The following is a 15,532-nucleotide window of genomic DNA, read 5'->3' on the forward strand; positions in this document are numbered from 1 at the left end:
CGGGCCCTTCCCAGCATCTCAGTCGTGGGCGATGGCGCCCAGGACGTTGATCCGGGCGGCGCGGATCGCGGGCAGGACCGCGGCGATCACGCCGATCAGCGCGGCCAGGCCGAGGAAGATCCCCATCTGTCCCCAGGGCAGCACCAACTTGTTGATGCCCTCCTCGCGCAGCGCCTCGACCACCGCGGCGCCCAGTCCGGTGCCCACGGCCACGCCGAGCAGCGCGCCGAACACCGAGATCACCACCGCCTCGACGGTGATCATGCCCATGGTCTGCGACCGGCGCAGCCCGATGGCGCGCAGCAGGCCCAGCTCGCGGGTCCGCTCCAGCACCGACAGGGCGAGGGTGTTGATGATTCCGAGTACGGCGATCACGATGGCCAGCGCCAGCAGGATCTGGATCATCGTGAGCAGGCTGTCGAGCTGCCCGGTCTGCTCCTCGATGAACGCGTCCCGGTCGGCCACCGACACCTCCGGGCTGTTCGCCAACAGCGCCTCGACCCGCGGCAGGACGTCGGCCACCCGGGCTCCTGGTTCGAGCTGGATGAACGCCTGGATCGGCTGGGTGATGCTGAAGTTGCGGGCGGCGTCGGCCGGCATGATCACCGGGCCGAGGATCGGCGAGCTCTCGTAGACGCCGGTCACCGTGTAGGTCTGCGGCTCGCCGCGGGCGAACTGCACCGGCACCGTGGAGCCGACCGACAACCCGCGCGACTCCGCCGCATCCGAGCTGATCATCATCTGCCCGGCCGCCAGCCGGTCGATGTCGCCGGCCACGGGCGTGGCACCGTAGACCTGCCGCATCGCGGCCGGCTCGGTGACCGCACCCACCCAGGTGCGCTGGTCGCCCAGCAGCGCGATGTCGCCGTACTGGCCGTCGACCAGGCGAACCCCGGGGATCGCCTTCGTCTGGTCGAGCACCGCCGGGTCGAAGCTCGGCGGCCGGGGTCCGCTCTGTGCCCCGGCGATGACCAACTCCGCCCGGACGTTGTCCTGGACCAGCCCGCTGATGCTGCTCTTGGCCGAGTCCAGGATCACCGTGATGCCGGTGACCAGCGCGATGCCGACCATCAGGGCGGCGGCGGTGATCGCGGTACGGCGCGGGTTGCGGCCCGAGTTGAGCCGGCCCAGCTTGCCCGGCACCCAGCCGGAGAAGACGGCGCCGAGCGCTGCCACCACCGGCTTGCTGATCAGCGGCGTGAGCAGGGCGACGCCGATGAACGCGAAGAGCACGCCGCCGAGGATGGTGGCCAGGGTGTTGCCGCCCGCGTGCCCGCCGAGGCCGAGGAAGAGCAGCACCGCGCCGACCGAGGTGACCACCGCACCGGCGATGGTGATCTTGGTCAGGGGGCGGTCCGGAGTGGCCACGTCCTGCATCGCCGCGATCGGGGGAATCCGCGCGGCCCGCAGCGCCGGCAGCAGCGCCGCCAGCACGGTGATCACCAGGCCGACGCCGAAGGCGCCGATCACCGCGGAGGCGGGCACCGCGATCCCGGCCAGCGCCATCCCACCGGCGAGGTTGCTGAACAGGTACGCCAGCAGCGCGCCGATGCCGATGCCGGCGGCCAGGCCGAACAGCGAGGCGATCAGGCCGATGGCGATCGCCTCCAGCACCACCGAACCGATGATCTGCCGGGCGCTGGCGCCGACCGCCCGCAGCAGGGCCAGTTCCCGGGTGCGCTGCGCCACGATGATCGAGAACGTGTTCAGGATCAGGAACGTGCCGACCAGCAACGCCACCGCGGCGAAGCCGAGCAGGATCCGGTTGAAGAAGGTCAGCCCCTCCTTCAGCCCGGCGGCGGCGTCGGCGGAGAGCTGCTCACCGGTCTTGACCACGTAGTCGTCGCCCACCGCCGCGGCCACCGCGTCGCGCAGCGACTCGTCCGAGACCCCGGACGCGGCGGTGACCACGATGTTGTTGAAGGCACCCGGCTCGCCGAGCATCAACTGCTGGGCCGTCGGCGTGGTGAACATGACCTCGTTGACCCCGCCGAGGGAGTCCCGGTCACCGCTGTAGCCGAAGATGCCGACGATGGTGAAGTCCTTGCGCGGTGCGAGGGTGAGCACACCGACCCGGTCGCCGACCGCCACCCGGCCGGCGTCGGCCAGCCCCTTGTTGATCACGATCTCGTCGTCGGCCCGCGGTTCCCGGCCCTCCCGCAGCTGGACCAGGTCACCCTCGCCGACCCAGTTGCCGCCCAGCTGCGGCGGGCCGAACGAGGCGACCACCTTGCCGTTGCTGCCGATCAACCGGGCGCCGTCGGCGACCACCGTGCCGGTGGCCTCGGCCACCCCGGGCACCGCCCGCACCGTGTCCACCACGGACGCGGGGAACGGGGTCTGCAACTGTTCGCCCTCGAACTCGTTGACCGCCAGCTTCGGCTTGGCCGCCACGTTGACGTCCACCTCGGCGTACGCGTCGGCGAACAGCGAGTCGAAGGAACGGCCGAGGGTGTCGGTGAGCACGAAGGCGCCGGAGACGAACATGACGCCGAGCACCACCGCCAGCCCGGACAGCACCAGGCGGACCTTGCGGGCCAGCAGGCTCTTCAGTGTCGCCCGGAACATCAGCGGGCCACCTCGGCGGGGGTGTCCAGCTTCTTCATGGTGTCCAGCACCGTGTCGGCGGTCGGCTCGATCAGCTCCGAGACGATCTGCCCGTCGGCGAGGAACACCACCCGGTCGGCGTACGCGGCGGCCGTCGGGTCGTGGGTGACCATGACGATCGTCTGGCCGTGCTCCCGTACCGAGTTGCGGAGGAAGTTCAGCACCTCGGCGCCGGAACGGGAATCCAGGTTGCCGGTCGGCTCGTCGGCGAAGATCACCTCGGGGCGGGCCACCAGCGCCCGGGCGCACGCCACCCGCTGCTGCTGGCCACCGGAGAGCTGCGCCGGCCGGTGGTCGAGCCGGTCCCGCAGCCCCACCGTCTCGATCACGACGTCGTACCAGGCCGGGTCGGGCTTGCGCCCGGCGATCGACAGCGGCAGCAGGATGTTCTCCTTGGCCGTCAACGTCGGCAACAGGTTGAACTGCTGGAAGATGAAGCCGACCTTGTCGCGGCGCAGCTTCGTCAACCCCGCGTCGCCGAGGCCGGTGACCGTGGTCTCGCCGACCTGCACCGTCCCCCGGGTCACCGTGTCCAAACCGGCCAGGCAGTGCATCAGCGTCGACTTGCCGGACCCCGACGGGCCCATGATCGCGGTGAACCGCCCGCGCTCGAACTCGGCGCTCACCCCCCGCAGCGCCATGACCTGAGCCTCGCCGCTGCCGTAAACCTTCCACACGTCGCTCGCCCGGGCCGCGACCGATGCCGGCTCGCCTGTCGTAGCGGTCACGTCAAGAACCTCTCCGTAGCTGTCCCATCGCGCCGCCCCCGCTGGTCCGGCACGAGTCCAATCATCTGCGCCCCCGGACGCCGATCCGTCCGACTCCGGGTGGAGCCGAGACGGATTTCCGGGTGCGGGTACCCCCCACGCGAAGTCAGGGTTGTCCCCGATCCCGCGCCGCCGACCCGTCCGCCGGGCGGCGCGCGACCATCGTCGACGCTGCCGCCACGTGAGGGTCAACCGGATACCAACGCAGATCGTCACGGTAGGTGACGGATGCAACGGCCGCGTTACGCCCCAGGTCGGACCAGGCCCGACTCGTACGCCAGCACCACCGCCTGTACCCGGTCCCGCAACCCGAGCTTGGTCAGCACGTGCCCCACGTGGGTCTTGATGGTTGTCTCGCTGACCGACAGTGCCCGGGCGATCTCGGCGTTGGACAGCCCCCGGGCGACCTGCACCAACACCTCACGCTCCCGGTCGGTGAGCGCGCTCAGTCCCTTCGGCGGCGACGCCGTCGGATCGGGCAGCACGTCGGCGAAGCGGTCCAGCAGTCGCCGCAGGATCCGCGGCGCGACCACCGCGTCGCCGCCGGCCACCGTGTGGATGGCGGTGACCAGGTCCTCGGCCGGTACGTCCTTGGCCAGGAAGCCACTGGCGCCGGCCCGCAGCGCACCCACCACGTACTCGTCGAGGTCGAAGGTGGTCAGGATGAGCACCCGGACCGGCAGCCGGGCGTCGACGATGGCCCGGGTGGCGCTCACCCCGTCCATCCGCGGCATCCGGATGTCCATCAGCACCACGTCGGGCAGCAGCCGGCGGGACAACTCCACCGCCTCCACGCCGTCACCGGCCTCGGCGACGATGTCCAGGTCCGGCTCGGCGCCCAGCACCATCCGGAAGCCGGTACGCAGCAACGGCTGGTCGTCGGCGAGCAGGATGCGTACCGGCCGGGCCGGTGCCGTCCGGTCGGCCATCTGGTCCTCCTCCGAGGTCAGCGGGTCGCTCACCGGGTACCGGCCAGCGGTTCGACCGGAATCCGCGCGTACACCCGGTAGCCGCCGCCGGACCGCGCCCCGGTGTGCAGGATCCCACCGTAGAGGGCGACCCGTTCCCGCATCCCCACCAGGCCGTGCCCGACCCGCTGCGGCGTCGGCGCCGGCCCCCGGCCGGTGTCGGTCACCTCGACCTCGACGGCGTCACCGGTGAAGCTCACCCGTACCTGCGCGGTGGCGGTGCCGGCGTGTTTGAGCGCGTTGGTCAGCGCCTCCTGCACGATCCGGTACACGGTCAACGCCTCGCCCTCCTCCAGCGCCCCCGGCGTACCCGCCACGGTCAGCGTCACCGGTAGCCCGGCCTCGCTGACCTGCTCGGTCAGCGCCTCGATGCCGGCGAGCCCGGGCTGCGGGGCCAACTCGGCCGCCGGCTCGGACTCGGTACGCAGCACGTCCAGCAGCCGGCGCAGCTCCCGTAGGGTGGCCCGGCTGGTCTCCTCGATCGTGCCGACCGCCTCGTCGGCGGCGTCCGGATCCCGCCGCAACACCCGCCGTACGCCGGTCGCGAGCACCCCCATCACGCTGACGTGGTGCGCCACCACGTCGTGCAGTTCCCGGGCGATCCGGCGCCGCTCGTCGGCGACCGCCTGCTCGGCGAGGGAACGCTGGTTGGCCTCGGCGACCCGGGCCCGTTCCCGCAGCGCCTCGGTCGAGGCCCGCCGGGCCTGCACGGTCCGCCCCACCGAGAACGCCACGATCCCGACCAGCAGGTTGTTCGCCACCAGGTAGGCCGCGCTGACCTGCGGCAGCACCTCCGGTGGCCGTTCGGCGGCCACCACCGCCACCGGCACCCACATCGCCACCGCGGCCAGCAACGCCGGACGCACCGGCTGGTATGCCGCCATCGTGTAGGTGAGCACGACCAGGGTCAGGCTCTGCGTGGTCGGCGTCACGTCCAGCGCGACGGGCAGGGCCAGCGTCGCCAGCGCGGCCAGCACGGCGGGCCACGGGGCCACCCGGCGCAGCGCCACCGGGGCGGCAGCGAGCAGGCTCCAGCTCAGTGCCGCCGGCAGTGGCTGGGGCCAGAACTCCTGCGGTGTCAGGACGGTGAACAGCGCCTCCGCCAACACCAGCCCGACGACCAGCAGCGCGTCGCCGGCCGGTGGCCGCCGACGCAGCCACTGTCTCAGCCGCGTACCCACGTCCCTGACGCTAACCGCCCTCGGCGGCGAAAGATCGTCTCCGATGGGGAGCCGGGCCTCATCCCTGCGGAGGAGTCACTCGTCGGCGCCGGGGGCGACCGGCCCGGAGCGGGCGTCCCGCAGCGGGTCCGGCGCCGCCGCCGGCTCGGGGAAGGGCGGTGGCGTGCCGCCGTAGGTCGGGCAGTGCGCCTGGTGGCTGCACCAGTCGCACAGCCGGCTCGGTCGGGGCCGGAAGTCCCGGGCGGCGGTGGCCTGCTCGATCGCCCGCCACAGCGCCACCACGGTGCGTTCGAAACGCACCAGTTCCTCCGCGTCGGGGGTGTAGTCGCACACCTCGGCGTCGCGCAGGTAGAGCAGGCGCAACACCCGGGGGACCACGCCCCGGGTGCGCCACAGCACCAGCGCGTAGAACTTGAGCTGGAACAGTGCCCGGGCCTCGAACGCCTCCCGCGGCGCGCCACCGGTCTTGTAGTCCACCACCCGCAGCGCGCCGTCCGCAGCGACGTCGAGCCGGTCGAGGTAGCCGCGGATCAGCAACTCGTCGTCGATCACGGCGGAGATCAGGCTCTCCCGCTCGGCCGGCTCCAGCCGCTGCGGATCCTCCACCGCGAAGTAGCCCTCCAGCAGGGCCGCCGCCGAACGCAGGAACTCGGCCGCGTCGACCCCGCCTTCGTCGTCGAACAGCCCGGCCAGCTCCGGCTGCTCGGTGACCAGCCGATCCCACTGCGGTGCCACGAGGTCACCGGCGGCCTGCGGGGTGCGCCCGGCCGGCGGCAGGTCGAACAGCCGTTCCAGCACCGCGTGCACCAGCGTGCCCCGGGCCTGCTCCACGGTGGGCCGCTCGGGCAGCCGGTCGATGCTGCGGAACCGGTAGAGCAACGGGCAGGTCTTGAAGTCCGCCGCCCGCGACGGTGACAGCGAGGCGCGCACCGTCGCCGGCAGTTGCGTCGAAGTCGGAGCCTGCTGGGTGATCACCGGATCCGCCGTCATGCCGTGGAAGAGTAGGGCACCGCTGTGACAGTGGCGCCGCCGCCGCACCGGTAGGTGATCTCCCGGCGCGTAGCATCAGGCCGATGGAGCGCAGCAGGCAGCCGCGGGCGGCACGTCGACCCGGGCTACGGGTCGGCCGGGTCTTCGGGGTGCCGCTGTACCTGAACGCCTCGATCCTGCTGCTCGCGCTGTTGATCATCGTGCTCTACGGCGAACTGGCCGGGCAGCGGCTGGAACTGTCGCCGGCGGTCGGCTACCTGGTCGGCGCCGGGTTCGTCGTCTCGTTGCTCGGGTCGGTACTGGCCCACGAACTCGGCCACGCGCTGACCGCCCGACACTTCGGCATCGGTGTGCGGGGGATCACCCTCGAACTGCTCGGCGGGTACACCGAGATGGAACGCGAGGCGCCGTCGCCGCGGGTGGACCTGCTGGTCTCGCTCGCCGGGCCGGCGGTCTCGGCGGTGCTCGGCGTGGCGGCGGTCGCTGCCACGCTGGCCCTGCCCGACCGCACCGTGGCCGACCAACTCGCCTTCCAACTGGCGGTCAGCAACGTCATCGTCGCCCTGTTCAACATCCTGCCCGGGTTGCCGCTGGACGGCGGGCGGGCGTTGCGGGCGGTGCTGTGGGCGCTCACCCGCGACCGGCACCGGGCCACCGAGGTGGCCGGCTGGGTCGGCCGCGTCCTCGCGGTCGGCACGGTGGCGCTGGTCGGCCTGCTCTACGCCGCCGACCTGCTGAGCCTGCTGGCGTTGCCGCTGACCGCCCTGGTCGCGCTGACCATCTGGCAGGGCGCCGGGCAGTCGATCCGGATGGCCCGCATCGCCCGGCGGCTCCCGCTTGTCGACCTGGCCCGACTGGCCCGCCCGGTGCTGCGGGTGCCGACCGCCACCCCGCTGGCCGAGGCCCAGCGGCGGGCCGCCGAGCTGGCGTCGCAGCGACCGGTCGCGTTGCTGGTGACCGACTCCGCGGGCCGGCCGACGGCCCTGGTCGACCCGGCCGCGGCGGCGGCCGTACCGCCGGCCCGCCGGCCCTGGCTGGCGGTGGACGTGGTGGCCCGCGCGGTCACCGACCTGCCGACCGTGCCGGTGACCACCGCCGGAGAAGAGGTGCTGGAGACGGTGCAGGCACACCCGGGCGCGCAGTACCTCGTGACGGCAGGCGAAGATGTCGTCGGCATTCTGCACATCGCGGATCTGGCGCAACTGCTCGAACCTCACCGGAAGATGAACTCGTGACCGTGACCCAATCGAACCCGGCCGCCCCGGGCACCGCGGTGCCCGCCGAGAAGCCGGAGCTGCCCGCCGTGCACCGGGGCCCGTTCCGGCCCGGCGACCGGGTCCAGCTGACCGATCCCAAGGGCCGGATGCACACGGTCACCCTGGAGCCGGGCAAGCAGTTCCACACCCACCGGGGCATCCTGGCGCACGACGACCTGATCGGGCTGCCCGACGGCAGCGTGGTCACCACCTCCGGCGGCGGCACCGCCTTCCTGGCGCTGCGGCCACTGCTGTCGGACTACGTGCTCTCCATGCCCCGCGGCGCCCAGGTGATCTACCCCAAGGACTCGGCGCAGATCGTCGCCATGGGCGACATCTTCCCCGGCGCCAAGGTGCTGGAGGCCGGCGCCGGGTCCGGTGCGTTGAGCTGCTCGCTGCTGCGGGCCGTCGGCACCACCGGTGAACTGCACTCCTACGAGGTGCGCGACGACTTCGCCCAGATCGCCCGCCGCAACGTGGAGGCGTTCTTCAACGCCCCGCACCCGGCCTGGCACCTGCACGTCGGCGACGTCGCCGAGTGCACCGAGACCGGCTTCGACCGGATCATCCTGGACATGCTGACCCCGTGGGAGAACCTCGACATGGTCGAGCGGGCGCTGCTGCCCGGCGGCGTCTTCATCGGCTACGTGGCCACCACCCCGCAGCTGTCCGAGCTGGTCGAGGCGTTGCGGGAGCGCGGCGGCTGGACCGAGCCGCGGGCCTGGGAGTCACTGGTCCGGGACTGGCACGCCGAGGGGCTGGCGGTCCGGCCCGACCATCGGATGATCGCGCATACGGCGTTCCTCGTCTCGGCGCGTAAGCTCGCCCCCGGAGTCACCGCTCCGCCCCGGCGGCGCAAGCCGAGCAAGGGCACCGAGGCGTACGCGCAACGTCGCCAGGCGCTGCGGGCGGCGGAGGCGGCCCAGCAGGCGGGCACCGCACCGGGGGCCCGACTGGACGCGACGCAGGAGGCGGACAGGCCGTGACGGCGGAATGGGGCGGCTGGGAGTGAACGGGCTGATCCTGGACGCAGGTCGGCGCAGTGAGGCGACGGCATGAGCCGTCCCGGTTTCGGCGGCGGCGACCTGCCGGCGGTCTTCCCCGACTGGTCGCCCTACACCGACCTCGAATCGGCGGCGCGGGCGTACCTGCGCGACCCGGACGTGGCCCTCGAGGCGCTCGGCGGGGTACTGCGCGGGGCCTCGGTGCTCGGCTTCACCCTGGAACGGTTCGTCAACGAGGTCAACGGCGTGTGGCAGGAGGTCGTCGTCTGCGACGGCAGCCGGCTGGTGCTCTGGCACGGCGAGGACGTACCGCCGGGGGAGGGGCCACCGGGGTCGATGACCTCTTCGCTGCGGGTGGTGCCGGTCTCCTCGGTCACCGAGGTCGGCTGCCGTCGGCGGCTGTTCCGGCACGACAACGGTGAGATCCGCGTCGACAGCATCGACGTGTACCTGCTGCTGACCTCGCTCGACGAGACCCCGCCGAGCGAGGAGACGCCCGGTGGGCCGCGCCACGACGCGTTGCGGTTCGGCAAGACCCTCGACGACGGCGGCGCCGGGCAGATCGCCCGGCTGGAGGAGTTCGCCCGGCTGGTCGCCTCGGTGGTCGGCCGCCCGCTGCTCTGAGCTGGTCGACGGTCGGCGGCCCCACTGCGCCGAGCTGGTCGACGGTCGCCCGCGGGCTGGGCGACCCCGCAGCCCGGCCGGAGGCCGGCCCGGCATCGCCCGCCGGACGGGGAGTCAGTCCTCGGCTTCCGGCCCGGCCACCTCGACGCCGTCGCTGCCGCGTACGACGTGGATGCACTCGCCCGGGCACTCCCGCGCCGAGTCGATCACCTCAAGGCGCAGATGCTCCGGCACGTCGACCCGGGCACCCGGGGACTGCCGCAGCTCGCCGTCGGGACCCTTGACGTAGGCCAGGCCGTCGACGTCGAACTCGAAGACCTCGGGTGCGTACTGCACGCACAGCCCGTCGCCCGTGCAGAGATCCTGATCCACCCAGACCTGCAGCTCGTCGGTTGCGACCTCGGCCACCGGCGCACCCCCCATGTTCTCCCGTCCCACCCCCCGACGGTACCCGAATGCCGGTACCCGTCCGCGAACCCACCCTTGGCGATCAAGCTTCGGTGACGGGCGCGTTGCGGAGGACCGAATCGGGCTCATAGCGGCTAGTGTTAGGTCAGAACGTTCAAGCCCCCCGGGGAGGTGGGACGTGGCACGCAGCGACGACGCGGACTCGCGCGCCGCACGGTGGGAGAAGGAGGCCCACGATCTCTCCACGCAGGTCGCGTTCCTTCAAGAGGAACTCGCTCTGGTGCGGCGCAAGTTGACCGAAAGCCCCCGACACGTCCGGCAGCTCGAAGAGCGGCTGGCTGCCACCCAGGCGCAGTTGGCCCGGCTGACCGAGAACAACGAACGGCTCGTGAGCACCCTCAAGGAGGCTCGCGCGCAGATCGTGACCCTCAAGGAGGAGATCGACCGGCTCGCCCAGCCGCCGAGCGGCTACGGCGTCTTCCTGGCCCGACACGAAGACGGCACGGTGGACGTGTTCACCGGCGGGCGCAAGCTGCGCGTGGCCGTCTCGCCCTCGCTCGACGTGGGTGAACTCCGGCGCGGCCAGGAGGTCCTGCTCAACGACGCGCTCAACATCGTGGACGCGTTCGGCTACGAGCGGGTCGGCGAGGTGGTCATGCTCAAGGAGATCCTCGCGGGCCCCGAGGGCGCACCGGGTGACCGGGCGCTGGTGGTCTCGCACTCCGACGAGGAACGGGTCGTGCACCTGGCCGAGACCCTGATCGGCAGTGCGATCCGGGCCGGCGACTCGCTCATGATCGAACCGCGTTCGGCGTACGCGTACGAGCGGATTCCGAAGAGCGAGGTCGAGGAGTTGGTGCTGGAGGAGGTGCCGGACGTCGACTACGCCGACATCGGCGGCCTGCACTCCCAGATCGAGCAGATCCGGGACGCGGTGGAACTCCCGTTCCTGCACGCCGACCTGTTCCGCGAGCACCAGCTCCGGCCGCCGAAGGGCATCCTGCTCTACGGCCCGCCCGGCTGCGGCAAGACGCTGATCGCCAAGGCGGTCGCCAACTCGCTGGCCAAGAAGATCGCCGAACGGCGGGGCGAGGAGAAGCACACCAGCTTCTTCCTCAACATCAAGGGCCCCGAGCTGCTCAACAAGTACGTCGGCGAGACCGAGCGGCACATCCGGCTGATCTTCCAGCGGGCTCGGGAGAAGGCCGGCGAGGGTACCCCCGTCATCGTCTTCTTCGACGAGATGGACTCGATCTTCCGGACCCGGGGCTCCGGTGTCTCCTCCGACGTGGAGAACACCATCGTGCCGCAGCTGCTCAGCGAGATCGACGGCGTGGAGGGGCTGGAGAACGTCATCGTCATCGGCGCCTCCAACCGGGAAGACATGATCGACCCGGCGATCCTGCGCCCCGGCCGACTCGACGTGAAGATCAAGATCGAGCGTCCGGACGCCGAGGCGGCCAAGGACATCTTCTCCAAGTACATCCTCGCCGGGCTTCCGCTGCACGCCGACGACCTGGCCGAGCACGGCGGAGAGGCACAGGCCACGGTCGCCGCCATGATCGACGCGGTGGTCCTGCGGATGTACTCGGAGACCGAGGAGAACCGCTTCCTCGAGGTCACCTACGCCAACGGCGACAAGGAAGTCCTCTACTTCAAGGACTTCAACTCCGGTGCGATGATCCAGAACATCGTCGACCGGGGCAAGAAGATGGCCATCAAGGAGTTCCTCACCTCCGGCCGCAAGGGGCTGCGCCTACAGCACCTGCTCGACGCCTGCGTCGACGAGTTCCGCGAGAACGAGGACCTGCCCAACACCACCAACCCGGACGACTGGGCCCGCATCTCCGGCAAGAAGGGCGAGCGGATCGTCTACATCCGCACGCTCGTCTCCGGCGGCAAGGGCACCGAGGCCGGCCGTTCCATCGAGACCGCCAGCAACACCGGCCAGTACCTCTGACCGGGTCGCTACCAGGGCCCGTGACGCCTCGCGTCACGGGCCCTGCGCACGCGGCGTACGCCCCACGGCGGCGGGCAGGAACCGGGCGACACCGGTAGACTCCGGGACATCTCCTCCTACCCCGTCAAGGATCCCGCGTGCCCGCCGAGCAGAGCGCCCTCGCACCGCCGGTCGCCCCGGCCCTGACCCCCAGCCCCGGCTCCCCGTACCGCCGACGGCTCCTCGTCGCGCTGGTCGCCCTGCCCGCGGCCTGGCTGCTGCCGCTCGTCGCGGTCGCCCTCGACGCCCGGTGGGCCCTGCCTCCGCTGGTGCTGCTCGCCACCGCCAGCCTGCTCCGTGGCGGCCGTACCCTGCTCGACCGGGTGCTACTCGCCGCCGTCCTGCTGATCTGCCTCACCACCGCGGCCGGGCTGCTCTTCACGGTCTGGCCGTGGGGGATGGCACCGCTACCGGTCGGCGGGACCGCCCTCACCGTGCTCGTCCTGACCGCCCTGGCCACCGGCCGCCGGCCCACCCTGCCCCGCCCCGGCTGGGCCGACCTGCTCTCCGTGGCCGCCACCGCCGGACTCGTCTGGTACCTCGCCCAGCCCCTGCTGCGCGCCGGTGACCTGGTCGGACGACTGACCGTCTTCGGTCGCGGCGAGGACTACCTGCGCCACCTCAGCCTGGTCGACGTGATCGGCCAGCACGGCGGGTACGTCTTCCTCGACCCGGCCGCGGTCCGCGACCAGTTGCTCTCCCTGCTGGTCTACTACCCCCAGGGCTGGCACCTGCTGGTCGCCCTGCTCGACGGGCACCGCACCGCGCCCGGCACCGCGCCCGGCACCGCGCCGGCCGGCGCGGCAGCCGTGGAGCCGTTCCTCTGGTGGAACCTCGCCGGTTTCGGGCTGTTCGTGCTCGTCCTGTTCTGGGCCGCGCAACGGCTACCCGGGCCGCTGCACCCGCTGAGCCGGACCGTACTCACCGTCGTCGTCGGCGCCCTGGTCCTCGGCACCCAGATGCCCCGGATGCTGCTCTCCGGCTATCCCACCGAGACGCTCGGGTTGACCCTCACCGTCGTCCTCGCGGTACTGGTCGCCCGGCCGGTCGCCGCACCCCGCGAACATCTCCTGCTGCTGGGCGCCCTGCTGGTCGGCATCGGCTACACCTACTACCTGTTCCTGCCCGCTGCCGGGATCCTCGTGCTCGGCGCGTTGCTGCTGCGGCGCCGGGAGATCCGCCGTCGGCTGGCCACCTCGCTGCTCATCGGCGTCACCACCGCCGTCCTCGCCCCGGTACCGATCCTGCTCGGCGTGTTCCGTGCCAACCAGACCGAGTCACTCGCCGCCACCGTCGGGCCGGACGTCACCGAGACCTGGCTCGCTCTCGGCGGCCTCGGCGCGTTCGTGGTACCGGCCCTGCTGGTGCACGCCGTCCGGGTCGGCCGGGTCGACCCGGCCTGGCGTCGCTGGCTGTTCGTGCTGCTGGTCAGCATGCTACTCACCCTGGCCATCGGCCAGGCCAGCCTCAGCCTCGGCGGCGAGGTCGGCTACTACTTCAACAAGGCCGGGCACCTCACCACCGTGCTGCTCATCGTCGGTACCGCCGCCGTGGTGCGGCTGCTGCCGGTGCCGCGGCGGGGCCGCCCGGTGCGTACCGTGCTGGCCGGTCTCACCGCCGTCGCCGTCGCCGCCGCCACGGTCTTCTTCGTCGGCGTCACCGGCTGGCACCGCAGCCTGCTCGTGGTCGACCGGCAGAGTTGGGCCGAGCGGTGGGTGCACCAGCAGCTCGACCCGCCCGGCCGGGCCGCGGCCGTGTGCGAGCAGGCATACCAGCGGTACCCGGCGGTCGACGGCGTCACCACGCTGATCCTCGACCGCCGGCCCTACCAGTCCTACCTGGCCAGCATCTGCCTCTCCACCCTGCAGGGCACCACCGCGCAGACCGAGGCCGGCATCTACGACATGGTCTTCGTCGAACCGGACCGGACCTCGCAGATGCTGCACCGGGTGCCGGGCGAGATCCGCCTGGTGATGGCCACCGACGGGGCCCGGGTACGGGTCAACCGGATGCTGCGTGAGTACCCTGAGCTGGCCGATCGGATCACCGTCGAGACGATGATCGTCGATGATCCGCCGAGCTGACCCGCACGACCCGCTGCGTACCGACCACACCGCCACGCCCCCGTGGGCCCGACTGCCGACTACGCTCGGAAGGGACGGGGACCGATCGGGCAAGCGAAGCGGGTAGGTCGATGAGCGTAAGACGGATCATGGGCACCGAGGTCGAGTACGGCATCTCCGTGCCCGGCCAGGCCGGAGCCAACCCGATGGTCACCTCCTCCCAGGTGGTCAACGCCTACGGAGCCCGACCGGAACTGAACCGGGGTGGCCGGGCCCGCTGGGACTACGAGGAGGAGTCGCCACTGCGGGACGCCCGGGGCTTCACCTACTCGGGCGCGGCGTACGACCCGGCCGAGGCGCTGGCCGACGAGGATCTCGGGCTGGCGAACGTCATACTCACCAACGGGGCCCGGCTCTACGTCGACCACGCCCACCCCGAGTACTCCACTCCGGAGGTGACCACCCCCCGGGACGTGGTCCGCTGGGACAAGGCGGGGGAGCGGGTGATGGCCGAGGCGGCCCGTCGGGCGGCCACCATTCCCGGTACCGCGCCGATCCACCTCTACAAGAACAACACCGACAACAAGGGGGCCAGCTACGGCGCCCACGAGAACTACCTGATGCGGCGGCAGACCCCGTTCGCCGACATCGTGGCGTACCTGACCCCGTTCTTCGTGACCCGACAGATCGTCTGCGGCGCCGGTCGGGTCGGCATCGGCCAGGACGGCGGGCAGAGCGGCTTCCAGATCTCCCAGCGCGCCGACTTCTTCGAGGTCGAGGTGGGCCTGGAGACCACGCTCAAGCGGCCGATCATCAACACCCGGGACGAGCCGCACGCCGACGCCGACAAGTACCGCCGGCTGCACGTCATCATCGGCGACGCCAACCTCTCGGAGATCTCCACCTACCTGAAGGTGGGCACCACCGCGCTGATCCTGACGATGATCGAGGAGAAGGCGCTCGGTGCCGACCTGGGCATCGCCGACCCGGTCGGCGAGCTGCGGGCGGTCAGTCACGACCCGTCGCTGTCGCATCGGATGCGGCTGCGCGACGGACGCCGACTGACCGCGCTGGACGTGCAGTGGGCGTACCTGGAACGGGTGCGCGCGTTCGTCGAGGACCGCTACGGCAGCGACGTCGACGAACAGACCGCCGACGTGCTGGACCGCTGGGAGTCCGTGCTGGACCGGCTCGGCCGCGACGCCATGCTCTGCGCCGACGAGTTGGACTGGGTGGCCAAGCTGCGGCTGCTGGAGGGCTACCGGGACCGGGAGAAGCTGGCCTGGGGTTCGCACAAGCTCCAACTTGTCGACCTGCAGTACTCCGACGTGCGCCCGGAGAAGGGCCTCTATCACCGGTTGGTGTCCCGCGGTTCGATGAAGACGCTGCTGACCGACGAGGAGAGTCGCTCGGCGATGACCGAACCGCCGGAGGACACCCGCGCCTACTTCCGGGGCCGCTGCCTGGCGCAGTACGCCTCCGAGGTGGTCGCGGCCAGCTGGGACTCGGTCATCTTCGACGTGGGCCGGGAATCGCTGGTGCGGGTGCCGATGATGGAGCCGGAACGCGGCACCCGGCGGCACGTCGGGGCGTTGTTCGACCGCTGCGCCAGCGCCAAGGACCTGTTGGAGTCGCTCACCGGCGGCTGAGCGACCGGTCGGCACC

At 71.8% G+C, this 15,532-nt stretch carries 12 protein-coding genes; 6 read left to right on the forward strand and 6 right to left on the reverse strand.

What is annotated here, in order from left to right:
- Nucleotides 1-18 precede the first annotated feature (18 nt).
- From D2L64_RS01545 to D2L64_RS01565, 5 genes are all read right to left on the reverse strand, one after another.
- Nucleotides 19-2,568: an ABC transporter permease gene (locus tag D2L64_RS01545; RefSeq protein WP_119572612.1), complete on the reverse strand. Its 2,550-nt coding sequence runs from the start codon at nucleotides 2,566-2,568 to the stop codon at nucleotides 19-21.
- On the reverse strand, nucleotides 2,568-3,335 hold the full coding sequence (locus D2L64_RS01550; protein WP_119572613.1) for an ABC transporter ATP-binding protein: 768 nt from the start codon (nucleotides 3,333-3,335) through the stop codon (nucleotides 2,568-2,570). The genes D2L64_RS01545 and D2L64_RS01550 overlap by 1 nt, the downstream gene beginning before the upstream one ends.
- Before the next feature lie 281 nt (nucleotides 3,336-3,616).
- Nucleotides 3,617-4,303 (reverse strand): response regulator, encoded by a 687-nt coding sequence (locus D2L64_RS01555; protein WP_119572834.1) that lies wholly within the window; start codon nucleotides 4,301-4,303, stop codon nucleotides 3,617-3,619.
- Nucleotides 4,304-4,332: 29 nt separating this feature from the next.
- Nucleotides 4,333-5,523 (reverse strand): sensor histidine kinase, encoded by a 1,191-nt coding sequence (locus tag D2L64_RS01560; RefSeq protein WP_119572614.1) that lies wholly within the window; start codon nucleotides 5,521-5,523, stop codon nucleotides 4,333-4,335.
- 75 nt (nucleotides 5,524-5,598) lie between these two features.
- A complete protein-coding gene (locus tag D2L64_RS01565; protein ID WP_119572615.1) occupies nucleotides 5,599-6,513 on the reverse strand; it encodes a RecB family exonuclease in 915 nt (304 codons plus the stop codon).
- An 83-nt stretch (nucleotides 6,514-6,596) separates the two neighbouring features.
- Here D2L64_RS01565 and D2L64_RS01570 point away from each other — a divergent pair, with 83 nt between their 5' ends.
- From D2L64_RS01570 to D2L64_RS01580, 3 genes are all read left to right on the forward strand, one after another.
- Entirely contained in the window at nucleotides 6,597-7,748 is a 1,152-nt protein-coding gene (locus D2L64_RS01570) for a M50 family metallopeptidase (RefSeq protein WP_119572616.1), read from the forward strand.
- A 38-nt stretch (nucleotides 7,749-7,786) separates the two neighbouring features.
- Nucleotides 7,787-8,755: a tRNA (adenine-N1)-methyltransferase gene (locus D2L64_RS01575; RefSeq protein ID WP_119572835.1), complete on the forward strand. Its 969-nt coding sequence runs from the start codon at nucleotides 7,787-7,789 to the stop codon at nucleotides 8,753-8,755.
- A 69-nt stretch (nucleotides 8,756-8,824) separates the two neighbouring features.
- Entirely contained in the window at nucleotides 8,825-9,397 is a 573-nt protein-coding gene (locus tag D2L64_RS01580; RefSeq protein WP_119572617.1) for a hypothetical protein, read from the forward strand.
- Nucleotides 9,398-9,511: 114 nt separating this feature from the next.
- Here the strand turns inward: D2L64_RS01580 and D2L64_RS01585 are convergent, their stop codons facing one another.
- Nucleotides 9,512-9,805 (reverse strand): ferredoxin, encoded by a 294-nt coding sequence (locus D2L64_RS01585; RefSeq protein ID WP_119572836.1) that lies wholly within the window; start codon nucleotides 9,803-9,805, stop codon nucleotides 9,512-9,514.
- Between the two features lie 178 nt (nucleotides 9,806-9,983).
- Between D2L64_RS01585 and arc the strand changes: the two genes are divergently transcribed.
- The 3 genes from arc (at nucleotide 9,984) to dop (ending at nucleotide 15,516) form a co-directional block, all read left to right on the forward strand.
- A complete protein-coding gene (arc, locus tag D2L64_RS01590; RefSeq protein ID WP_119572618.1) occupies nucleotides 9,984-11,765 on the forward strand; it encodes a proteasome ATPase in 1,782 nt (593 codons plus the stop codon).
- Nucleotides 11,766-11,902: 137 nt separating this feature from the next.
- Nucleotides 11,903-13,888 (forward strand): hypothetical protein, encoded by a 1,986-nt coding sequence (locus tag D2L64_RS01595; protein WP_119572619.1) that lies wholly within the window; start codon nucleotides 11,903-11,905, stop codon nucleotides 13,886-13,888.
- A 110-nt stretch (nucleotides 13,889-13,998) separates the two neighbouring features.
- Complete coding sequence (gene dop, locus D2L64_RS01600; RefSeq protein ID WP_119572620.1) at nucleotides 13,999-15,516, forward strand: depupylase/deamidase Dop; 1,518 nt, start codon at nucleotides 13,999-14,001, stop codon at nucleotides 15,514-15,516.
- The last annotated feature ends 16 nt before the right edge of the window (nucleotides 15,517-15,532 follow it).

Source organism: Micromonospora radicis, from assembly GCF_003583405.1.
GTDB lineage: Bacteria > Actinomycetota > Actinomycetes > Mycobacteriales > Micromonosporaceae > Micromonospora > Micromonospora radicis.

Bases quoted from the DNA above. Each gene is read 5' to 3' on its own strand.
- D2L64_RS01580 (WP_119572617.1), top strand. From the start codon at position 8,825: ATGAGCCGTCCCGGTTTCGGCGGCGGCGACCTGCCGGCGGTCTTCCCC.
- D2L64_RS01565 (WP_119572615.1), bottom strand. From the start codon at position 6,513: ATGACGGCGGATCCGGTGATCACCCAGCAGGCTCCGACTTCGACGCAA.
- D2L64_RS01555 (WP_119572834.1), bottom strand. From the start codon at position 4,303: ATGGCCGACCGGACGGCACCGGCCCGGCCGGTACGCATCCTGCTCGCC.
- D2L64_RS01545 (WP_119572612.1), bottom strand. From the start codon at position 2,568: ATGTTCCGGGCGACACTGAAGAGCCTGCTGGCCCGCAAGGTCCGCCTG.
- D2L64_RS01570 (WP_119572616.1), top strand. From the start codon at position 6,597: ATGGAGCGCAGCAGGCAGCCGCGGGCGGCACGTCGACCCGGGCTACGG.
- dop (WP_119572620.1), top strand. From the start codon at position 13,999: ATGAGCGTAAGACGGATCATGGGCACCGAGGTCGAGTACGGCATCTCC.